Genomic DNA, 21,605 nt, shown 5'->3' with positions numbered 1-21,605 from the left:
ACTACAGCGTTCAGACCTTCGTCCGGCGGGAGGCGACCAGCGCACCGGCTTGATACCCGTCGGCACGCAGGAGCTGGCCGTGGGTGACCTCGAGGATGTCGATGCTGAGCTCCGGACCGGTCAGATCCTCGGAGCTGATCGGGCGATCGTCGAGGTACAGGTCGACGCGGTCCAACTCGTCCACCTCCAGGGCGACCGTGAGCGTCGTACCGCTGAAGGTCGTCTTGACGTCGAGCCGCCGGTGCGGCAGGGCCGCGAGCAACGAACCGGCCTTGTTCAGCAGGTCGACGTTGCCTTCGAGCAGATCCGCCTGGGTCATCTTGTGCATCACCGTCGGCTTCACCCCGAGGTCCTCGACCGGCGTACCGGACAGCGCACCGACCCGCAGCGTCCGGCGGATCGCGACCCGCAGGTTCGCACCGTTGGGCAGGGCGATGTACGGCGAGGTCTCGTCCGGTGGAGGTGGTTCGTTGAGCAGCGCGGCGAGCAGGCCGTGGGTCCACACGTTCGCGCCACCCGCGCCGGTGTTGTCGTCGACGCCGAGGATCGGGCCGATCTCGTGGTCGGCGAATCCGGCGGCGAAGATGTCGGTCGCCGAGTACACCCGGGCGTCGGTGATCAGCACCACCGGACCGTGGTACGTCTGGCCGATGTCGTTCGCGCCGTCCTCGGGCGTGATCGGCTTCGCGGCCGAGTACGCCGCGCCCGTCTCGGTGGCCAGGTCGAGCGAGTCGAACCACGGACCGAGATCGATGCCGAGCGGGTTGTCCTTGTGCCGGCGGCAGATCCGCTGGTTGAGCGGCGTACTGATGAACTGCACCGGTTCCGGCGCGATCCGCCGCGGCGTCATCGTCTGCAGGGTGAACTCGCTGGCGAAGATGTGGCCGCCGCCGTTGTCGCGGACGTCCACGATCAGGCCGTTCTGCGGCAGCGCGGCGGCGAGCCGGACGAACTCGTTCCGGAACGCGACCGGGTCCTGCACGCTGAAGGTGAAGATCCGCAGGTGCCCGAACGTGCCGGACGACGTGACCACCTCGCGGGCGCGGAAGACGCCCGGCATCGTGGTCGGCAGATCGGCGCCGGTGACGGCTGCAGGTGTCTGCAGCTCGGCCGAGCTCTGACCGCCTTCCAGTTCGACCACATCGCGGACGTAGAGCGCCTTCTTCGCCCGTGCCTTCTCGTCCGAGTCCAGGTCCAGACCCATCGAGGCCGATGTCTCGCTGATCGCGTCCAGGTCCGTCATCGGCGGCAGGTTGGTGGCGACCTTCCACTGCTCGCGCAACTCCTGCGTCGAGCCGTCCAGACCGACGTACGACAGTGTCACCCAGTCCTCATCCGGCGGCGACTGGATCACCAGCGGCCGCAGGGTCAACGACTCCAGGCCTCGCGCGAGGTTGGCCGCGTCGTTGCTGCCGGCGAAGAGGGCGCCGTTCAGCGCGACCGCGCGGGCGATCGGCGTACCGTTCCAGTGCGTCACCTCGGCGCCCGGCCCGAACTGCGGCGCCGAGAAGCCGGTCACCGTCCGGGTGATCAGGTAGTGCTCGACATCGGCCGAGTCGTAGCACTTCTCGATCATGAACGGCAGGAACGCGATCTTGCCGGCGAACGGGACCGGCAGCAGGTAGTTGGTGTGCAGGTCGCGGACCGAGTGGAAGATGCTCGACATCTCCCGGTGGAAGATCCACTCCGGTCCCATCGTCGCGGCGGTCTGGCGTTCCATCCGCGCGCGCATCACTCGCAACCGCTGCAACGGATTCACCGCGTGCATCGCGACCTTGAGCGGCAGGTGCACGTAGTTCTGTTCGAGTAGCAGCAACGCCTGCTCGACCAGCTGTGTGCGCTGCACAAGTGTCAACGTGCCGGCGGATCCGAGGAAGTCCGGCAGCGGTACGGCGGCCGCCTGCGCGGCGGCCGTGGTCGCGGTGCGTTGTGTCCTGGTGGAACTCGCAGCTGCCCGGGTCCTCTTCGCGGCGGAGGTTCGGGCGGCGCGCTTCGTTCCCGTCGCGGTTTTCGCCGGCTCCTGCCGGGCGCTGCTCTTGCGGGTGGCGGTCTTCTTCGCCGCCGCCTTCTTCCCCGTGGCTTTCATGCTGCGTGGCTGTGACATGTCGCGCCCCCAATGCGGCGGCCCCTCCCCGGGCCGCGATCCCTCAACCGTCGTCCGCGCATCTGGCGATGTCAACGTCCTGCCCTGCCGGGAGTTGACCACTGGGCTGCAAGGATGGGCGGGTGACTGAGTTCTGGGACAGCATCACGTCGGCACAGCCGGATCCGTCGCTGCGACTGGTGATCGGGACCGGTGTCGTCGCACTGGTGCTGATCGGCTTCCGGCCGTTGTGGCATCTGACGCGCCAGGTCGTGACGATCGCGCACGAGGGTGCGCACGGACTGATCGCCGCACTGGTCGGACGGAAGCTGGCCGGGATCAGACTGCACTCCGACACGTCCGGAGTCACCGTGTCGCGCGGCCACCCGACCGGTCCGGGCATGATCGCCGTACTGCTGGCCGGTTACCCCGGGCCTGCCCTCTTCGGCCTCGCCGCTGCGTTCGTCCTGAGCCGCGGGTACGCCGTTGCGATGCTCTGGGGTCTGCTGGTCGCACTGCTGATTCTGCTGCTGCAGATCCGCAATCTCTACGGCCTCTGGTCGGTCGTTGTCTTCGGCGCCCTTGTGTTCGGCATCTCCTGGTGGGGCTCACCGTCGGTCCAGTCCGCATTCGCCTATCTGCTGACCTGGTTCCTGTTGCTGGCCGCGCCTCGCGCCGTACTCGAATTGCAGCACTCACGCCGCTACGGGCAAGGCCGTAGCTCCGATGCGGATCAGCTGCGGCGGCTGACCGGCGTACCCGCATTGATGTGGGTCGGCGTGTTCGGTCTGGTCACGTTGGGATGTCTGGCGCTCGGAGTGGTGTGGTCCGGAGTACTGCCGGGTTAAACCGGTGGTGGCAGAGTCACACCGAAGCCTGTGACGGCCAGACGGAGCAGGACTTGTCCGGGACGTAGCAGATCGGCGATCTTGGCGGCGCTGAGCAGCTCCAGCTCCGCCAGACGGGTCGCGTACGCGTGTGGTCCTTGCTTGCGTGCGTGCTGCAGCTCGACGGTGTTGTGCCACACCTTCTGCCGGGACTCACGCAGGAAGCGCCGCGAGGACAGCCGGTTGAGCGGCGTCAGCACCTGGTCGAGCAGACTCCGAGCACCACCGAGTTCGTCGTCCTCCGCACTGACGCGTTGGGCCAGCACACCGTCGATCCGCTCATGGTCGCGGCGCCGTCGCTCCATCAGGTAGGGGTCGGTGAAGTCCGCGTCGCTGATCACCGCGAGGAGCGCCTGCGGGAGGTCGTAGTTGACGTGCGCGTTGATGCCGAGCAGCACGTGACGCAGCGCCGGGATATCGGCCGGCGCGTCGAAGGCCAGCCGCCACGGACGTGACACCCGAGCGCCTGGCTTCAGGGCGGCATCGTGGGCCTCCAGGTAGAGCTCGGCGAACTTCACGTCCCAGTCCTCGACCCAGGCCGGGTCCTCGAACCGCGCCAGATCGATGGCGTCACCAACGGCTCGGGTGGTGCGGAGATAGGTGCTGAGGAAGATCCGGCGGTGGGCCAGGTCGTCCGGCAGCTCGTCCAGCCGCTGCTGCATCCGGGCGATGACGCCGGCCACGGGACTACCATCGTTCATCGGGGTCTCCTGTGGAGGAGGGGGTCATGCCTGCGACAGGTCCACGGTCCTTCGACCCGGTGGTTGTCGGCAATCGCGAGACCGACGCCTGGGCCGCGTACTACCGCCACGAATGGCGGAGTTTCCTCAGCGCCTCCGTCGGAATGGTCGCCGCCGCATTCGGTATGTCACCCCGCCGGACCCTGGCCGGAGCATGGTTCGTACTGCGCGCCAACCAGTTATGGGCACCGTACCCCGACAACCAGCCGGACGCGGCCCGCGCGTACATGCGCCGCTTCTACGAGCTTGTCGCCCAGGACGGCGAGTTGCCGCTCGACCCGGCGCGGGCGGCCCGGCTGGAGGTCGAGTGGTGGCGCATTCATCGCGCCCACCAGCACGACGATGCGGTCACAACTGACCAACTGGCGGCCGCGCTGGTCGACCTCTATTCCTACGTGTACGACGCCGATCCGGAGGCGATCCGGCCCGCAGCTTTGAAGCGTGTCGAGGCGATGGACCTCTCCGACCGCTGGGTCCGAGCCGGATGCGACCACGACGACCCGCTCCTCGCGGCAGAGCGGCGCGCGCTGGTCGCGTCGTACGCCGCTCTCCGCAAGGCTGTGGAGCGATCGCCGTTCAGGCGCGCCCACCCGTGATCGGACGACCCCGCTGCGCGACGCCCGGGCCGCCGTACGGGTAGTCCGCCGCGCCCGGATCGCTGGCCTGGTTGAGCTTCTCGGTCTCGTCCGCGGTCAGGTGCAGGTCGGCAGCAGCCAGGTTGTCGTCGAGCTGCTCGATCGTCCGGGCACCGAGGATCACCGAGGTGACCGCCGGGCGGTCGACCAGCCAGGCCAGGGCGACCTGCGCCATCGAGTTGCCACGCGCGGTCGCGATCTCGCGGACCGCGTCGACCACGTCGCGGACGCGCTGGTTGGTGCTGCGCCGACGCCAGGACTCGACACCACGGTCCGGGTTCTCACCGAGGCGGGTGGCGCCGGTCGGCTCCTCGTCGAACGAGTACTTCCCGGTCAGCCAGCCACCGCCGAGCGGCGACCACGGCAGCAGGCCGAGCCCGTTCTCCTGTGCGGCCGGGACGATCTCCCACTCGATCTCGCGCACCAGCAGGTTGTACTGCGGCTGCAGCGTGACGAGCCGCGACCAGCCCCGGCGGTCGATCAGGTCGCAGGCCTTCTGCAACTGCCAGCCGGTGAAGTTGGACAGACCGCCGTACCCGATCTTGCCCGCGCGTACGGCGTCCTCGAGGAAGCCGAGGGTCTCGTCGAGCGGGGTGACCGGGTCCCAGGCGTGCAACTGGTACAGGTCGATGTGGTCGACGCCGAGCCGGTTCAGGGACGCGTCGAGGGCGCGGCGGAGGTGACGGCGGGAGGTGCCGACGTCGTTCGGGGTGTCGCCGGTCGGGAACCGGCCCTTGGTGGCGACGACGACGTCGTCGCGGGCGCTGCTCTTCGCCAGCCAGCTGCCGACGATCTCCTCGGAGACACCGGCGGTGTAGACGTCCGCGGTGTCGATGAAGTTGCCGCCGGCGGCGACGTACCGGTCCAGCTGCGCGTGCGCGCCGGCTTCGTCGGTCTCATTGCCGAACGTCATGGTGCCGAGCGCGTAGGTCGAGACGATCGCTCCGCTGGCGCCCAGAGTGCGGTGTTCCACAGTTGCTCCTCATTTGTCCGGACTTGCTGCGACCACCTTAGAACTGTCGGCAGTGGGGACTACGGTGGCTGTCCATGAACACAAGTGAACTGCTGATCGACGCATACAGCCGGATCCAGGAGGAAGTGCACGGGGTGGTCGACGGGCTGGACGAGAAGACGCTCGCGACCCGGCCGGGCGACTCGGCGAACTCGATCGCCTGGCTGGTCTGGCACCTGACCCGGATCCAGGACGACCACGTCGCCGGCGTGGGTGGGTACGAGCAGGTCCTGACCGCTGACGGGTGGCACGAGCGCCTCGGGCTGCCGTTCGATCCCGCCGACACCGGCTACGGGCACACCTCCGAGCAGGTCGGGCAGGTGCAGCTGTCGGCCGAGTTGCTGACCGGGTACTACGACGCCGTGCACGCGCGGACGCTGGAGTTCCTGCGGCTGGTCACCGACGACGATCTCGACAAGATCGTCGACCGGAACTGGACGCCGCCGGTGACGATGGGCGTGCGGCTGGTCAGCGTGATCGGCGACGACCTCGAGCACATCGGACAGGCGGCGTACGTCCGGGGGCTGCTCAGCTGAGCGTGGTCTCCCACAACGTCGTGCCGGCGATGAGGTAGACCTTGTGGTCCTGGGTGACCGCTGCGTCGGTCACCAGGCCCTGCGGACCGCTCGACTCCTGGACCGTCCAGCTGCCGCCGTTCCCGGTGACAACCTTCACCTTGTTGTCCTGAGCAACGATCTGGACGATCTTGTCACCGTCGACGATCGGCGGCGGCAGCTTGTCCTTGTCGCCGACCGGGATCGACGGCACCCCCTGGAGCCGTTGCGCCTTGCCGTCGGCACCGAGCCGCCAGATCGCCAGCTTCCCGTCCACGTAGCCGGAGATCACGCAGTCCTTGCTGCAGGTCGCGGTGTTGGCCTGGCTGCGGTTGCCGGGATCCGGCAGGACGATCCGGGTCCAGCCCTGGTTGAGGTCGGCCGATCGCCAGACCGCGGCCTCCTGCGCGACCACGTTCGGCGCGAGCCGCACCTGGGAGCCGACGAACACGACGCTCTTGCCGAGCGTCGTCCCGAAGCCCGGCCCGACGAGGAGGGACGGCGTACTCTGCAGGGCGGTCTTCGCCGAGCTCAGCCGGTTCCACTTGGCGTCGCCCTGCGGCAGCCAGACGGTCGCGTCGTTGCCGGTCTCGACCCCGCCCCAGGATCCGAGGAGGGCGCGGCCGCCGGACGAGGTGATGACGGCCGAGAACAGGTCGCCCGCGTCCTGCCCGCCGAAGGTCCAGAAGACCTGCGGGCGCTCGATCAGGCCGCCGGCGACCGAGCCCGTCCACACGGTCCAGCGGGTGTTCGAGTGCGCGCCACCCGACGCGCCGCCGAGGGCGAGGAGGTGCTTGCCGTCGTAGGCGATCGAGTACCAGACCGCTTCGTAGGCGTACGGGCTCGCCGGGTTCGGCTTGATCGCGATCGGGGTCTGTTTCCCCTGGTCGAGGAGGACGAGACCCGGGACGACCTTGGCGCCGCGATTCCGCAGGCCGATCAGCAGTTGATCGCCGTACGCCCGGAGTGCGACGGGCTCCGAGCCGACGTCGACCTTCGACCAGGCCACCGCGGGCGGTGCCGGTGGCTGCTTCTTCTCCCCGCTGCACGCGGCGAGGACTGCCATCAGCGCGATGGCCGCGACCAGGCGACGCATCAGCGATTCTGGGGAAGCTTGGTGGTGGACTTGCGGCCGGTCCGCGGCGCGGACGGCGGTGGCACGACCGGGCCGATATCGCCGTCGGGCGCGACATCGAGGTCGATGATCACGGGCGCGTGGTCGCTCGGACCGGTGCCCTTGCGGGCCTTGCGATCGATCCATGCCGCCTTCACCCGGTCGGCGACCGGATCAGTGGCGAGCATCAGGTCGATCCGCATGCCGAGGTCCTGGTGGAACATGCCGGCGCGGTAGTCCCAGTAGCTGAAAACGCGGTTGTCCGGCCACCGATCGCGGACGACATCGTGCAGGCCCTTGGCGCTCATCAGGTCGGCCAGCGCCTGTCGCTCCGGCGCGGTCACGTGGGTCTCACCGACGTACGCCGCTGGGTCGAAGACGTCGGCGTCGGTCGGGGCGATGTTCATATCACCACAGACGATCTGGTCGGCGGGACCGGCGGCGATCACGTCGCGTAGAGCGGCCAGCCAGGCGAGCTTGTAGTGGTAGTGATCGGAGTCCGGGGTGCGCCCGTTCGGAACGTAGAGCGAGTGGATCCGGATGCCACCGCAGGTCGCTGCGACGGCGCGAGCCTCGGGATCGGGGAAGCCCGGCGCGCCGGCGACGCCGGTCACCACGTCCTCGAGACCGACCTTGGAGAGCAGGGCTACGCCGTTCCACTGCACCTCGCCGTACAGAGCCGTCTCGTAGCCGCGGCCGGCCAACTCATCACCGAGCAACGCGGTGAAGGCGTCGTTCGCCAGCTTCGTCTCCTGCAGGCACACCACATCCGGTTGCCGTTCGTCCAGCCACCCCAGCAACCGGGGCAACCGCTGCTTGACCGAGTTCACGTTCCAGGTAGCCACTCGCACCCGGCCAACGGTAGACCTCGGGACGGACCATTTCAGCCCCGTTGTTGTAGGCTCAGAGACATATCACTTGAAGTGTATATACGCTTGCTGTAATACTTCTCGGCATGGACGTCTTCGAGGCGATCGCCGAGCCGAGCCGGCGGGAACTGCTGGACCTGCTGTCCGAACGCGAGCGGCCGGCCGGTGAGCTGGTCGCGCACCTGCACAAGCTCACCCAGCCGGCGGTCTCGCGGCACCTGCGGATCCTCCGCGAGGTCGGTCTGGTCGATGTCCGGCCGGACGGTCAGCGCCGGATCTACGCGCTGCGCGCCGACCGCCTGATCGAGATCGAGAACTGGATCAGCCGCTACCGCAGGTACTGGCCGCGGCACCTCGACGCCCTCGAGAACCACTTGGCCGACAACCAGAAGGAGCCCACCGAATGACCACGCAAGACCGCTACGGCGACCTGATCATCGACGGCGACCGCGCGACGATGACGTTCCGGCGCCACCTGCCGCATCCGATCGACGCTGTGTGGGCCGCGCTCACCGATCCGCTGGAACGCAAGGCCTGGTTCGGCGAGACCGTGATCGACGGGCGCAGCGGCGGCACGATCGAGATGATGCCGGACGAGCCACCGGCCGCACCCGACGCCAAGCGCCTGACAGGCCGCATCCTCGTGTGGGACCCGCCGCACGTGTTCGAGCACGAGTGGCACCAGCGCATCGTCGAGGACAGTGTCGTGCGGTACGAACTGTCCGTGGACGGTGACGGGACCCTGCTGACCTTCACCCACACCGGCCTGTCGGTCACGAATGCCCAGGGGTTCATGCCTGGCACGCATGCCTTCTTCGACCGCCTGGACGCGCATCTGGCGGGGGCTGCGGTGCCCAACTGGTCGGACCGGTACGCCGAGGTGGCGTCGTCGTACCCTGCTTGGTCCTGAATCTCCTTCTCCGGCGGGCATCATACGGCTCTGTTGCAGTGGCGGCCGGTGTTCATCCACAGGCCCGCGGTGACGTCGCGTAGTTATCCACCGACGGAAAGTCAGTCCGTTCCGGGCGGCCGAATCGCGGCACTCTCTTGGGCAGGAGAGAGGGGAACGGATGGCTGAACTGGACTGCGAGCCGGCTGACCGGACCGCACTGGTCGCCTACCTGCGCGACATCGGGAACCACGAACTACTGACTCTGGAGGAGGTGAAGGAGCTCTCGTACTGGATCGAGGCCGGGCTGCTCGCGGCGGAGCGTCTGGCCGGCGACCAGGGCCGGCACGACCCGGCCGACCTGCAGCAGGTGGTCGCGCTCGGCAAGCAGTCGTGGCGGCGGATGATCGAGTGCAACCTGCGGCTGGTGGTGTCGCTGGCCCGGCGGTACACCGGGAAGGGCATCTCGCTGCTCGATCTGATCCAGGAAGGCAACATCGGGTTGATGCGGGCGGTCGAGCGGTTCGACCACCGCCTCGGCCACCGGTTCTCGACGTACGCGATCTGGTGGATCCGCCAGGCGATCGGGCGGGCGATCTCCGACCGCTCGCGGCTGGTCCGGATGCCTGCCCAGGCGTACACGGACTCCGGGCGGCTGGCATCGATCCGGCACGAGCTCACCCAGACCCTCGGCCGCGATCCCACCACTCAAGAGCTCGCTACGGAGACCGGCCTGTCGGTGGCTCGGGTGGAACGCGCCCAGGCGTGGCGGATCCATCCGGAGACCCTCGATCTGGACGACTCCGAACCTGTGATCGACGACGAGTCCGTCGTGCTGCACGCCGGCCTCCGCCGGGACATCGCCTATCACCTGGAGTTCCTTGACGATCTGCACCAAGCCGTCCTCCACCGCCGCTACGGGCTGGGCGGCCACACACCGAGCACTATCGATGAGACCGCCAGCCAACTCAGCCTCCCTCCTGACCAGGTCCGCACCCTCGAACGAGAAGCCCTCCGCCAGCTGCGCCGCCGAGCCCACCACCACCTCCGCGACTACGCCGCCTGAACGCTGCGGAGACCTGGGCGGTGCGGGCTGGGTTGGTGGCGGCTGGGATGATGAGCAGGTGAGACTCAGGCGTAGTTCCTGGCCCAGTGAGCTGACCGAGGCGGTGACCATCGCGTCCCGGCACTCGCCTGGCGGCAAGGAAGACATCCTGGCCGCCGTCCGCCTGACCAACGGCAAGTGGGTCGCGGGGACGCGCGCGGCCGTCTACCTGCCGACCGACTCGCCGGAGTCCCTCCGTCGCGTCGGCTGGGAGAAGATCGAGCGCGCCGGCTGGGACTCCGACGCGTCGGTCCTGCATGTCTTCGAGACCACCGCCTTCGGTACGCCGCTGCGCGCCACCGACCTCCCCGTCGAGGACCCGGGCCGCTTCGGCCAATTGCTCCGCGAACGGGTCGACGCGAGCATCGTGATCCAGCGCCACGTCCCCCTGGTCGGCAAGCGCGGCGTACGCATCATCGGACGCCGGAACCCGGCCACCACCGACGCACCGGTCGCCTGGAACTTCGTTCTGGACAAGGGCTTGGAGCCGGACCAACCCGGCGTACTGGATGCGGCCGAAGCGGCCCTCAAGTCGGTCCGGGAGGAGTTCGGAATCTGACCCAGAAGGCAAGCCCGGGCAGGCCGAATCCCGTTTTTGTAGTTCGGCCCCGTCCTGCTAACCTACTCAGGTCCTCGGGGTTCGGGGACAGGTTCCATCCCGATCCCGCGTAGCTCAATTGGCAGAGCAGCCGGCTGTTAACCGGCAGGTTACTGGTTCGAGTCCAGTCGCGGGAGCAACACCCCAGCCGGCCTCCTTCGGAGCCGGCTTCTTTCATGTCCGCCGTCAGGCCTCTCGGCAGGGCCCTAGCGCCCGCGTGGCTGCCCCGCCGTACGCATGCCACCACTCCTGCCGCAACCTGGGCCGCGGCAGGACCGGCGGGAGCTACACCTCAGGAGTCAGCGTTATTTGCCCTTCTTGCGGTCGATGGCGCGCTGGATCCGGTCCTGCGGCTGACCGGTCAACTTGGCCAGCAGCGGCACCCGATACTTGTACGCCGCGATCGCGCCCACTACGAGCACGAGGAAAATGAACCAGCCCATCGGTGTTCCCTTCGTCGGACCTGCCTCCATCATGCCTGGTCCGCCCCACCCACCCCTCAGTCAAACCCCTGACGCACCCCTGGTTTCCCCACTCCCCCACACCCACCAGATACCATCTGCCTCGCACGGGGCGGTAGCTCAGCTGGTTAGAGCAGGGGACTCATAATCCCTGGGTCGCGGGTTCGAGTCCCGCCCGCCCTACCTCACAAACGCGCAGGTCAGAGGCAGAACTAGGATCTCTGACCTGCCCCCGCCAGGGCTCCTGTGCCATGGTTCGTGCCATGAAGCGCGTGTTACCGTCAGTGTGTGGCCCAAGAACCCCGGAAGCCGACGAGGCCGCGCGGCTCGATTCGGAGACTCAAGTCGGGATCGCTGCAGGTCCGCGTGTACGCCGGCGTGGACCCAGTGAGGAAGAAGGACCTCTATCTGGACGAGGTCGTTCCGCCAGGGCCGCACCAGGAGAAGGATGCAGAGAAGGTGAGGACCCGGCTTCTCAGCCAAGTGGACGAGAAGCGGAATCCGAAGACGCGGGCGACCGTCGACCAGATGATGACGAAGTACTTCTCGGTGCTTGATGCCGACCCGCAGACTATCCGCGGCTACCGCTCGAAGTACGAGACGCATATCAAGCCGCTACTCGGATCGGCCCAGCTAGCGAGGCTCGACGTCGAGACCCTCGACACCTTCTATGCCGAGCTGCGTAGGTGCCGCATTCACTGCACAGGCCGCAAGAAGGACATCGAGCACCGAACGACCAAGCCGCACCAGTGTGACGAGCACGTGGGCAACCGGTGCCCTCGCAACAACCCCGAAGGTTGCCGACGATGCCGCCGGATGTGCAAGCCTCATGTCTGCAAGGGATTGGCCGACTCGACAGTCCGGCAGATTCACTGGATCCTAAGCGGTGGGCTGGACCGTGCCGTCGTGTGGACCTGGATCTCCGTCAATCCGGCCGAGCACGCGGACAAGCCAGGGCTCCCAACTCCGAATCCTCAGCCGCCAACCGTCGACGAGGTTGGCCAACTAATCAACGCCGCGTTCGAAGAGGACGAAGACTGGGGCCGGTTCCTGTCGACGAAAACCATCACCGGAAGTCGACGTGGAGAGATGTGCGCGCTGCGCTTCACAGATCGAGTACGTCGGAAGGATGCGAAGTCAGTCCTCAAGATCGAGCGTTCCATCTTCGTCAACGACAACGGGGCGCTGGAAGAGAAAGACACCAAGACACATCAGCACCGCCGGGTCGTTCTTGAGCCTGAAGACGACGCAGTTCTGGACGAGCAAGAAGCGGCTGCGCGGCGCCGCGCAGCCAGCGCTGGCGTCAAGTTTGATCCCAACGGCTTCATCTACTCCCCCGTCCCCGATGGAAGCGTTCCCCACCACCCAGACACGGTCAGCAAGCGATTTGCTCGGCTCGCCCACCGCCTCGAAATTCACACGTCCCTCAAGAATCAGCGCCACTACAACGCAACCGAGCTGATCAACGCCGGCTACAACGTACGCGCTGCCGCCGGACGCCTCGGCCACTCAGGGGGCGGCACCACCACCCTTCGGGTCTACACGGCTTGGTGGTCAGAAGCAGAACAGCAGGCCGCAGGCTCAACCCCGGTCAGGATGCCGCGGCCGAAGTCGTCGCCCAAGGACGAGGCCAAGTCGGTCGTCGAACTACCGAGTCCCGCCATTGAGGAGCTCGGGCCGTATCAGCGGATCGCCGCCGACCTCCGAGGCGCCATCGATTCTGGCGTCCTCGCACCGGGAGATGCATTGCCATCCGAGAAGTCCCTGGCGGCCCGCTACGGAGTGGCTCCGAGCACGGCCCACCGCGCTGTCGCGCTCTTGATTGCGGCGGGCCACGTCACAGCCTCACGTGGGAAACGCGCGACCGTCGCGGGCAGTGACAACCCATCAATCGCGTCCGTCACTGAGCTCAGATCGCCCAGTGCGTCGCGGAGCTGAACCCTCTAGCGTTCAGCCTGTCGACGCTCGGATTAGCAAATCGCACTGCCCTACCTCTGAGCTATGGAGCACGGGGACCGCGTGCCTTACCGCTCGAGTCGCCTGCCCATCCGATGGCCTGACCCACGTGGTAGGCGCGACTGCACGGCCTCAAGACTCAGCTCTGACAAGAGCGCCCTGCGCAGGCCTTGCAAACTGACAGTGACAGGCGGTTGACTTGGCCCTCAATATTCTTGAGCGGGCGTCTGGGGGGACGAGCAGGTTGTTTGGCGACACATCATCGACCAACCGCGGCCATGCGCCCGGAGCAGCGTCGAGGCCCACTTTGCAGCGAGCGAGCGAGGCAACCGAGTGAACAAGCGATACTGGTCGCGCCGCTCAAGAATACTCACTACCTTCGGCACGTTCATCTTGGCGGTCGGGCTAGTCTGGATAACTGTTTGGTTGCTGACCAAGACTGATCGAAATGACGGCGCTGGCATCGCAAATGTGCTCGCGTTTCCTCTTACTGCAATTGGTACAGCTATCGCTGTTATCGGCATTCGCTCGCGGCCATATCGCAGCACCCCCGAGATCCTCGCTGGTCACGCGCGATCACTCCTACGTGACGTTGCCACAGCAGAGGCCCGCACCTTGGCTCAGCTTCTAGGTGATACAGGTGAGCCAAGACCAGCGAATCTCAGTTTCAACCAACAGCACGCGGCCCTCATCACCTGGCGGACCGACCGCGGCGCGCAAGTTGGCTCGCTCGAAACAATTCACTCCTACTATGAGGGCCTGGAGAGGGGTCGTCTAGTTATCCTCGGACAAGCTGGGTCCGGAAAGACTGTGCTCGCCATACGCCTGTTGCTCGACATTGCTGCCGCGACTCTAGACAACTCAGTGGAGCGCGTCATTGTTCCGATCCGCCTCAGTCTTCCAGCATTCATGACAAAGTCAACGCGTGCAACCGAAATTCGCCGCGACTTTGAAAACTGGATCGTCGCACATCTCTTCGACGTTCACGGACTGCCGCGAGATGTCTCGACGAAGATGCTAACTGATGGTTGGATCCTACCCATTCTCGACGGTTTAGACGAGATGGATCCCGACGACACGAACACGTTCCAACGAGCCCAAGGAATCCTGAGGGCGTTGAATCTACCGGTTGGAACTACACCAACACGCGTCGTCATAACCTGCCGCACTGGACGCTTCGAGCAACTCAGCGCACCGACCCTTGATTCCTCGCAATCTCTGCAAGATGCGACTGCCATCGTTTTGCTGCCACTCAGCGTCCCCCAGGTGATTTACTGGCTCGCTCATCGATTTCCTGACGCAAGGCAGCCAGACAACCTTCAGCGGCGCTGGCGTCGGGTTGCCTCGACTTTGCGCGATCACCCGAACGGCAGGCTTGCCAATTGTTTGACCTCACCCCTCCACCTATACCTCGCTGTAACTGTTTACAGGAGTCACAACTCGTCGCCATCCGAACTGTGCGACCTCGATGCACCGACGCTCAATCAACATCTATTCGCACAACTCGTGCCCGCCATAACTGCCGGGTTAGAGGACGAACCGTACGAGTCGAAACAGGTCGAGCGCTGGCTTCGGGGCCTCGCGAACCATTTGGCGCGAGCTGGCCGCATGGGCTACTCGACCACCGACCTGCATCTCCACGAGCTATGGCGATCGACCGGCGCGCCTATGAATTTTTGGATTCGTGTAATCGCGTCAGGTCTCGCGGCGAGCTTTCTAGCCGTGCCCACGGCGGCGGCCACGATCTGGCTTTTCACTGACAAGGACAGCGGTGGCCCGCTATGGGGCGACTGGATCGTCCTTACTGCGATGTTTATTGGCACGCTATTCCTATTTGCGAATGCCTATTCTGCCAAATCATCTCCGTTGATTCATATCGACTTCTCGAGGATCAAGAAGAGACCTGGCAGGCGTAAATTTCTGCGAGATCTCGGAATCGGTTTGGCTAGCGGCACGGCGGTCGCCATCGTCGGAGCCTTCGCGGCTCGCTTCGGCTGGGTTCCAGAACGCCCGGTAGTAAGTGACATCGCGTTTGGTGTCGGCGGCGGTCTGTTGTTCGGCATGAGCATCGCGATATTGTCGCTTTCAACCGCGCGTCACGCCGTACTGCGACCGAGTGAACCTGTGGCTGAGTCCTTGCGCAGCACTGTCCGCCTCGCAATAGCAATCGGCGGAGTTCTCGGATTCACTATCGGTCTCTCCTCATTCCTGATCTTGGGAGAGCCGAACAGATTGTTGTTCAACAGCATCGTCGGACTCCTCATGGCGATCATATTTGGCATACCAATCTCGCTGATCACCGTGCTTGCCATCGGAGCATTCCGATGTTGGTCACTCTTCTACGGCATTACCATTCTGCTGCAAGCTTCGAGACGACAGCTTCCCTGGCGACCAGGGCGCTTCTTGGACTGGGCCTACACTGCTGGATTGGTGCGCCTAGCTGGTACAGCGACGCAGTTCCGGCACCGCGAGCTACAGTTGTATCTAACGGATGCGAGCCTGAAGGACGCTGAGAGCAACACTGCGGTGGCTAGTTCGCCACTCGCCGCAGTTAACACCTCTCCCGAATCGTGAGGCACCGCCCTCGCAGAAAATCGATGACTCTGCAAGCCTGCGCTCTCCGAGTTCACCAGGCGGAGAGGTTGGGATAATGCTCTAAACCGTGGGTCGCGGGGTTCGAATCCTGCCGGGGTACCGAACAAATGCGCAGGTCACGCGTCACATGGCCTGAGGCGATAGGTTCTTCACTCCCGCCGCGTGGGGCCATTCGTAATGCGAAGCACCGCCTACTAGGGTCACCTGTAGTGATTGACGACGCGCCCAGGTGGGCGCGGAGGGGAGTGTCTGTGCGCGTTACAAGGCTCCGTGCGACGAACTTCCGCGGGTGGGGCGAGCTGGATCTTCGACGAACGGGTCATGCTCTTGTGGTGGGAGAGCCGCGTGCGGGCCGCACGGATCTCGTGGTGGCTCTCACACGCGTCCTGGACCCGCGTTCCACCCGATCGCAACCGTCGATCGCCGACATCCACCAGCAGATCTCGCAGCTGAGCAACCAGGCGAGAAAAGCGGGGGCCGCGGAACCGGGCGGCTCCGACGCGACCAAACAGGATCCTGCCAGGGTTCCCGCTGCAGAGCTCCCCAAGACCAAGGGGTCCAACGGCTCGGTGCTGCACGCCGACTTCGGCGAGGTAGAGGTGACGCTGGCGGACCTGGAGGTCGATCTCGAGCTGGAGGTGGACGGTGCCCTCGAGCCGCTGCTGCCCGACGGCACCGTCGATGAGTCTGGGAATGCCGCTGCCTCGGCACCTCTTGGTCTGCGTCTCGCATACCGGGTTAGCTACGACGCCGCTACCGACGCACTTGAACACCGCGTGTACTTCCCGGTGTTGAGCGAGCCGACCTCGGACAGGTACGTGCGAGTGCCAACCGCTGTCCGGCTCATGATCCCGGTGGTCTTCCTGGACGCCGCACGACCGCTGCAGTTGCGCGCGGAAGGTCTCCTGCGCCAGCTCATGACCCTGAGGCTTCGACAACGGCACTACGAGCCCTGGAAACTCAGATAGTTACGGCCGCCGGCGCACTGTCGGGGACCCCCGTGATCTCGACGGTGCTGGACGCGGTGCTGAGCGACACCGGTCCCGCGCGGCGGATCGGAGACCGAGCCGTGACCGCCCTAGACGTGCAGTTCCTCCCGGAGGACGGCTCGCTCGCCGGACTTCTCCGAGCTGTACAGCCGGTCCTGGGTCTCGATCAGGCCGGACCATTGCCTCTCAGTAGCCATGGCTCGACGACCTCGGCGGTCCTGGCCGCCTCCGAGGCGCTCATCCTGGCCTCCTCAACCCAAGGCGCGCTGATCATCGGAGACGACCTCGGTGAAGGACTCGATGGCCCGGCGACAGAGCACCTGGCCCCGCGCTCCGGGCTGGATCCGCGCAGGTCTGGTTGACCACGCGGCGCGCGGATGCCGCCCGGGCCGTCGAGGTCGAAGAGATCGTGCGTCTGACCCGGCATACCGGTGCCCGCGCCGTGCATGTGGTTGCTCCGCCTGCGGACCGCAAGGAGGCTGTCGTACACCGGCTCGTCCAGGGCCAGCTCCTGCCTGCGCTCACGACCCCGACGGTAGTGATTTGCGAGGGGCGGCATGACCTCGCCGCCTTCAGTGCAGCCGACCGTCGTCGTGCTGCGCCCGAACTGCCCCTGGCTGCCCATGGCATCCGGCTCGTCTCTGCTGACACGGGATCCGGCGGCGGGACGACGCAGATCCCGCGCGTTGCCAATCTGGCCAAACAGCTCGGTTACCGAGTCGTCGCGCTCATCGACGGAGACCCAGGGAAGACAGCTGCGGACAAGCTGCAGGAGATCGAGGAGATGTGCGACGCAGTCGTCCGCCTGCCCGACGCGATGGCAATCGAGCGCGCCATCCTGGTCGGCGCGACCGCCGCCCAACTTCGACTCGCGTCCGCCATCTTCGCCGAGTTCGGGCAGCTTGACCCAACCGCCGGCAAGGAGGACAACGAAGTGCCAAGGGCGGTCATGAGGGCGCTGCATAGCAACGGCTTGCACGAGCAGTTCCTCGTCGCGCTCGTCGCCCGGGTCGGCACGCTCCCGCCGGTGCTCAACAGCGCGCTGCTCGGCGTCGCGCTCGTTGGCGCTCCCGGGTATCGGGGGCCGAAGCGCATCAATCTGCCCGATCCGACCACCGCCTAAGGCCCTGCGTTGGCGTACATGCCCTCGGCCGAGCAGCAGGCCGTCATCACGTCCAGGAACCCGGTCGTGATCGTTATCGGCGGTGCGGGCTCCGGCAAGACCACAACCGCTGCTGCAGCGGCCGGCCGGCGGCTGACCGAGATAGACCACGGCCGGGCCGAAGCTCGTGCTGCCACACGGCCGGGCGCCCTAGCCGGGTTGCCACCACGTAAGCGCGTGCTTTTCGTGTCATTCTCCCGCACCGCCGTAAGCCAGATCCTCGACCGATCCGCCGAAGTTCTCGGGCCATTGCGAGACCGGGTCGACGTCGTCACCTTCCACGGCCTAGCCTGGCGGATCCTCAACGACTTCGGGCGGTTCTACGGTCACCCGTATCCTGTTCGTGTCCAATCACGCGCCGAGTCCGAGGTGTCCGCCCGGTTCCCCGGCGTGAGTTACGACGAGCTCGTCCCTGCTGCATCCGCCCTCCTGGCGGTGCCGACGGTCCGGGACTATTACCGGCGCCGCTACGGGACCGTGATCTGCGACGAATTCCAGGACACGAGCAACGCGGAATGGGCGTTCATCCAGACCATTTCGCCGGACGCCCAGCGAATCCTGCTGGGCGACCCAAATCAGTGCATTTATGCCGGCATGAAGAACATCGACCCTCAGGCACGGATCGCCGAAGCATCTGCGCTCGCCGGTGCGGCGATGATCGAGCTGCCTCCCCAGAGTTACCGGGACCCCTCCGGCGCCCTCCCCGCCGCAGCACTTGCTGCGCTGGAACGCCGGTTCGGCGACCCGACGATCGCGTATGCCGTCTCCACCGCGAGGATAATCCTGCACCTGGCCCCAGCCGCAAACCTTGCTGAGGCGGTTTCCCATGTCGTCGTTGCAGAGCAGGCGGCAGGGAACACAGTGAGCGTCTTCACCCACACGCATGCCGCCACCGCCGAACTGTCCACGGTGCTCTCGGAAGTAGGGATCGACCATGAGCAGGTCGGGTTTACCGAGGCGTTCGGTGACGGTCTCCAGGCGCAGTTCTCCCTTCTGCGCTGGGCGCTTGACGGAAACGCCAGTCCACGGCAAGCCCTTGCGGTCTACGTCCACTCGATCGCGCACGGTCGCACCAAAAAGAGATTCGCCGACGCGGTCGTGCGCAAGACCATCCCTGCCTTCGAGGCGGAGCTGAAGAGGGTCGCACTTGACCTCCAGGTCGCGGCCAAGGTGCCGCCCGACATCGACGAGCTCCTCGTCATCCTCGCCGGAGCGCATCAGCGTCTAGGTTTCCCGCGGGGAGAAGACACCTGGCTGCGCTCCAACCGGCAACTTCGGCGCGTCGCACGGGTGCTCGAGCGCGGCGGGTCGCTGGAAGACCTGACCAGCGAGGTCGAGGAACTCCGCGTGGGCACGCTCGTGGGGTCACGTGCTGGCCGCCCCAAACCCGTCCAGGTGATGAACCTGCACCAGACCAAGGGCCGTGAAGCCGACGTGACGGTCCTGCTGCTCCAACCCGACGAGTTCCACGGCTACGAAGCCGAGCCTTACCCGACAGGATCTCGGCTGCTGTACGTGTGCCTCACCCGGGCGCGCGAGGGCGCCCACATTGTCGTACCAGACGCCATCAACAACCTTCACGGGCTGTGGCTGCCGTTCATTGACGCCTGCATCGTCGCCCAACAGACGTGAGCCCGGCATGACGGACTGGATGCGTGCGCAACGGCAGTGTTGGCAGCGCCCGGGCCTTGACGGCTCTTAGCTGTGGTGGCGGATGCGCCTGCCGGAATCGAACCGCCGACGTTCTCATTCGACCGCCGAACGACGGCCGCGACTGGCGCCACGCACGTCGACTCAGATGACTTCGAGCAATCCGTGCGCTAAAGTGAAGTCACAGCGCGAGTCATGCTTCGCGCCTAAAGCGTGAGGAGCAATGGCTTGAGTGGAACTGATCTATCCGAGTGGTCCTTTGAGCGGTTCGGCGCGGCCGCACCGGCGTTGGTCCGGGCTGTGCCTGAGGCGATCTGGCGAGCGCATGAGCGCGCGTTGGCAGGACACATCGCCTCGGAGGAGACCCACAACGATGCCTATGGCAATGGGCTCGCGGTCTTTCAACACGAGGAACTGCTCAACCTCGCCGAGCAGGTTCCGGGGCTAAGAACCGCCAAGGGCAACCAAGGCAAGAGCCGGTTTGAGCTCCTGGTCGTTGCGGAAACGAGCGTCGCGTTGTGGCCGTTGCGATTTGCTACCGACCACAAGACCGGCCACGCAAACGCGAGAATCAGGAGCGTGTCCGACTACCGGCGTGGATTGCTGACGCTTGCCGCGCCGAGCTATGGCCGGAACCCTCAGCTCACGTTCGACGACATCGAGGTCGACGAGGCCGAGATTGAGGCAGCCCAGGCGGAGGAGGACGCGCTGCTCGAGCAGCTGAGGCGGTTCGGCTCCGTCGTCACCATCGGCTTCTCGTGCAACCCGGCTGGGATGTTCGAGCTAGGTTGGGGTGACTGCGAACTGATTGACGAGGACTCGCGGCAAATCTATTGGCCTCATTGGGAAAGCCTGTCCCGGCCGGGACCGGACGCCGGCTACGGCGGACTGCGGGTGCCACTCAAGCCTGTCGACGGTCCCGGCTCGACTCGCTTCGATGACGGAGCACCGTCGGATGAAGACTTCGGCCTAACTGTGCGGTCGCCGCTCGCGGGTGAACCGTCGAGTGAAGCAGGGCCGCCGGAGCAGGAAGTTGGCAGCGACGATGAGCCGCAGTGAGCGACTGAGAATGGACACCGATGCAGAAGCAGCCAGTGAAGCCCGCTGAGCTGGCGTCGACCGCAGCCGTGGCGGCAGCATTCGACCCTGCGCGGCTGACGCAAGCGCGCCGCCTTGCTGGGATGACCAAGAAGTCAGTGGCTGGCGGGCTCGGGGTTTCTCCGGTCGCGGTGGGGCAATGGGAGGCCGGCACCCATCCCCCCCGACCAGACCATGTCGGTGGCCTATCGGAGATCCTCAGTGTTCCGGCGGCGTTCTTCGCGGCCGGTCGGCCCTACGCCCGCCTCGAGAGCTCAGCCGCCCATTTCAGGAGCTTGCGAAAGACACCCGCCATCCAGCGAGCCAAGGCAATCGCGTTCACCGAGCAAGCGTGGGAGCTGGTCTACGCATTGGAGAAGCGAGTACAGCTGCCTGCTGTCGATCTCCCCGGATTCAGTGCGGGAGAGGTCAGCAGAGATGAGATGCCGCTCGGGCCCGCTGCGGCGGCTCAGGAATTGCGGCGGCGGTGGAGCCTTGGCACTGGGCGTATACCTCAGCTCGTTCGGACCATGGAGCGTCACGGCATCGTCGTGACGTTGACACCGTTCGCCGGTGCAGCAACCACGACCGTCGACGCGTTCTCAACCTCGCATCTCCCCCGCCCCATCGTCGTGCTCACACCGGACAGAGCCGATGACGTGTATCGGCACCGTTTCACGGCGGCACACGAGTTGGGCCACCTGCTGCTACACCCCGACGTCGCGCCTGGCGATCTGCAGCAAGAGCGAGAGGCAGATGCCTTCGCTGCCGAGCTGTTGACTCCTGCCGCGGTCATCACCCCCATGCTGCCAGCACGGATGGACCTTCACGCGCTTGATCGGCTTAGCAAGGAATGGGGCGTTGCCGTCGAGTCCCTGATCTATCGATGCAGGGAAGTCGGCGCCATATCCGAGCCCGCCTACAGGCGTGCGTTCCAGCGTCTTAACCAACTACGGCAGCTCAACCTCTTCGGCGCGGAACCGGTTGCCGGGTACCCAGGCGAGGCCCCGACGCTGCTGCGGCGGGCCTTCGAGCTTGCTGAAGCCAACGGATTGAGCCAACGAAATCTGGCCGACGAGCTGAAGATCAAACTACCGCGCTTACGACTCCTGCTCGGCCAGGACGACCCGCGGCCACAGCTAAGACTCGTGTAACAGGCACGGACCAGATCGCGATCGCCGCAGACGTCCTAGGGCAAATCCGGAAGATCTGACGTGTGCTACAAGCAG

The 21,605-nt window shown here is 66.0% G+C and carries 20 protein-coding genes and 2 tRNA genes; 16 read left to right on the top strand and 6 right to left on the bottom strand.

Features of this window, described 5'->3' with window-relative positions; translation table 11 throughout:
• Positions 1 to 10: 10 nt before the first annotated feature.
• Entirely contained in the window at positions 11 to 2,086 is a 2,076-nt protein-coding gene (locus E0H73_RS01925; RefSeq protein WP_238163754.1) for a S41 family peptidase, read from the bottom strand.
• Between the two features lie 140 nt (positions 2,087 to 2,226).
• On the opposite strand from E0H73_RS01925, the gene E0H73_RS01920 reads away from it, so the two are divergent.
• Positions 2,227 to 2,931: a M50 family metallopeptidase gene (locus E0H73_RS01920; RefSeq protein WP_131350340.1), complete on the top strand. Its 705-nt coding sequence runs from the start codon at positions 2,227 to 2,229 to the stop codon at positions 2,929 to 2,931.
• On the opposite strand, the gene E0H73_RS01915 is transcribed toward E0H73_RS01920, so the two are convergent.
• Positions 2,928 to 3,671 (bottom strand): DUF5995 family protein, encoded by a 744-nt coding sequence (locus tag E0H73_RS01915; RefSeq protein ID WP_131350338.1) that lies wholly within the window; start codon positions 3,669 to 3,671, stop codon positions 2,928 to 2,930. The genes E0H73_RS01920 and E0H73_RS01915 overlap by 4 nt on opposite strands.
• A 26-nt stretch (positions 3,672 to 3,697) precedes the next feature.
• Here E0H73_RS01915 and E0H73_RS01910 point away from each other — a divergent pair, with 26 nt between their 5' ends.
• Complete coding sequence (locus E0H73_RS01910) at positions 3,698 to 4,306, top strand: hypothetical protein (protein ID WP_131350336.1); 609 nt, start codon at positions 3,698 to 3,700, stop codon at positions 4,304 to 4,306.
• Here the strand turns inward: E0H73_RS01910 and E0H73_RS01905 are convergent.
• Positions 4,287 to 5,318, bottom strand: a complete 1,032-nt coding sequence (locus E0H73_RS01905; protein ID WP_131350334.1) for an aldo/keto reductase — start codon at positions 5,316 to 5,318, stop codon at positions 4,287 to 4,289. The genes E0H73_RS01910 and E0H73_RS01905 overlap by 20 nt on opposite strands.
• Before the next feature lie 74 nt (positions 5,319 to 5,392).
• Between E0H73_RS01905 and E0H73_RS01900 the strand changes: the two genes are divergently transcribed.
• The gene (locus E0H73_RS01900; protein WP_131350332.1) at positions 5,393 to 5,893 is read left to right on the top strand and encodes a mycothiol transferase; all 501 of its coding nucleotides are present in this window, start codon (positions 5,393 to 5,395) and stop codon (positions 5,891 to 5,893) included.
• On the opposite strand, the gene E0H73_RS01895 is transcribed toward E0H73_RS01900, so the two are convergent.
• Together E0H73_RS01895 and E0H73_RS01890 are read right to left on the bottom strand one after the other, a co-directional pair.
• Positions 5,886 to 7,007: a hypothetical protein gene (locus tag E0H73_RS01895; RefSeq protein ID WP_131350330.1), complete on the bottom strand. Its 1,122-nt coding sequence runs from the start codon at positions 7,005 to 7,007 to the stop codon at positions 5,886 to 5,888. The genes E0H73_RS01900 and E0H73_RS01895 overlap by 8 nt on opposite strands.
• Positions 7,007 to 7,876, bottom strand: coding sequence for an exodeoxyribonuclease III (locus E0H73_RS01890; RefSeq protein ID WP_165555459.1), 870 nt, complete (start codon positions 7,874 to 7,876; stop codon positions 7,007 to 7,009). The genes E0H73_RS01895 and E0H73_RS01890 overlap by 1 nt, the downstream gene beginning before the upstream one ends.
• A gap of 104 nt (positions 7,877 to 7,980) precedes the next feature.
• On the opposite strand from E0H73_RS01890, the gene E0H73_RS01885 reads away from it, so the two are divergent.
• The 5 genes from E0H73_RS01885 (at position 7,981) to E0H73_RS01865 (ending at position 10,623) form a co-directional block, all read left to right on the top strand.
• The gene (locus E0H73_RS01885) at positions 7,981 to 8,301 is read left to right on the top strand and encodes an ArsR/SmtB family transcription factor (RefSeq protein WP_131350328.1); all 321 of its coding nucleotides are present in this window, start codon (positions 7,981 to 7,983) and stop codon (positions 8,299 to 8,301) included.
• Positions 8,298 to 8,804, top strand: a complete 507-nt coding sequence (locus E0H73_RS01880; RefSeq protein ID WP_131350326.1) for an SRPBCC family protein — start codon at positions 8,298 to 8,300, stop codon at positions 8,802 to 8,804. Before E0H73_RS01885 ends, E0H73_RS01880 begins: the two co-directional genes overlap by 4 nt.
• 160 nt (positions 8,805 to 8,964) lie before the next feature.
• A complete protein-coding gene (locus E0H73_RS01875) occupies positions 8,965 to 9,849 on the top strand; it encodes a sigma-70 family RNA polymerase sigma factor (RefSeq protein WP_131350324.1) in 885 nt (294 codons plus the stop codon).
• A 58-nt stretch (positions 9,850 to 9,907) separates the two neighbouring features.
• Entirely contained in the window at positions 9,908 to 10,447 is a 540-nt protein-coding gene (locus E0H73_RS01870; protein WP_131350322.1) for a hypothetical protein, read from the top strand.
• 103 nt (positions 10,448 to 10,550) lie between these two features.
• Positions 10,551 to 10,623, top strand: a tRNA-Asn gene (locus E0H73_RS01865).
• 168 nt (positions 10,624 to 10,791) lie between these two features.
• Here the strand turns inward: E0H73_RS01865 and E0H73_RS45720 are convergent.
• Positions 10,792 to 10,929, bottom strand: a complete 138-nt coding sequence (locus E0H73_RS45720; RefSeq protein WP_165553701.1) for a hypothetical protein — start codon at positions 10,927 to 10,929, stop codon at positions 10,792 to 10,794.
• A gap of 127 nt (positions 10,930 to 11,056) precedes the next feature.
• On the opposite strand from E0H73_RS45720, the gene E0H73_RS01860 reads away from it, so the two are divergent.
• From E0H73_RS01860 to E0H73_RS01825, 8 genes are all read left to right on the top strand, one after another.
• Positions 11,057 to 11,130: transfer RNA gene (locus E0H73_RS01860), tRNA-Ile, on the top strand.
• A 204-nt stretch (positions 11,131 to 11,334) separates the two neighbouring features.
• Positions 11,335 to 12,885, top strand: a complete 1,551-nt coding sequence (locus E0H73_RS01855) for a GntR family transcriptional regulator (RefSeq protein ID WP_202867166.1) — start codon at positions 11,335 to 11,337, stop codon at positions 12,883 to 12,885.
• 351 nt (positions 12,886 to 13,236) lie between these two features.
• Entirely contained in the window at positions 13,237 to 15,477 is a 2,241-nt protein-coding gene (locus tag E0H73_RS01850; RefSeq protein WP_131350318.1) for an NACHT domain-containing protein, read from the top strand.
• A gap of 230 nt (positions 15,478 to 15,707) precedes the next feature.
• Complete coding sequence (locus tag E0H73_RS45715; RefSeq protein WP_165555458.1) at positions 15,708 to 16,466, top strand: hypothetical protein; 759 nt, start codon at positions 15,708 to 15,710, stop codon at positions 16,464 to 16,466.
• 379 nt (positions 16,467 to 16,845) lie between these two features.
• On the top strand, positions 16,846 to 17,610 hold the full coding sequence (locus E0H73_RS01840) for a toprim domain-containing protein (RefSeq protein WP_131350314.1): 765 nt from the start codon (positions 16,846 to 16,848) through the stop codon (positions 17,608 to 17,610).
• Positions 17,611 to 17,628: 18 nt separating this feature from the next.
• On the top strand, positions 17,629 to 19,281 hold the full coding sequence (locus E0H73_RS01835; RefSeq protein ID WP_131350312.1) for a UvrD-helicase domain-containing protein: 1,653 nt from the start codon (positions 17,629 to 17,631) through the stop codon (positions 19,279 to 19,281).
• A gap of 318 nt (positions 19,282 to 19,599) precedes the next feature.
• The gene (locus tag E0H73_RS01830; RefSeq protein ID WP_131350310.1) at positions 19,600 to 20,358 is read left to right on the top strand and encodes a hypothetical protein; all 759 of its coding nucleotides are present in this window, start codon (positions 19,600 to 19,602) and stop codon (positions 20,356 to 20,358) included.
• A gap of 20 nt (positions 20,359 to 20,378) precedes the next feature.
• Positions 20,379 to 21,530 carry a helix-turn-helix domain-containing protein gene (locus E0H73_RS01825; RefSeq protein WP_202867165.1) on the top strand — a complete coding sequence of 384 codons (1,152 nt, stop codon included), beginning with the start codon at positions 20,379 to 20,381 and terminating at the stop codon, positions 21,528 to 21,530.
• Positions 21,531 to 21,605 lie beyond the last annotated feature (75 nt).

The organism is Kribbella pittospori (genome assembly GCF_004331465.1).
Taxonomy (GTDB): Bacteria; Actinomycetota; Actinomycetes; order Propionibacteriales; family Kribbellaceae; genus Kribbella; species Kribbella pittospori.
Note: the sequence above shows the minus strand (reverse complement) of the source record. Positions and strands in the feature narration are given on the sequence as shown.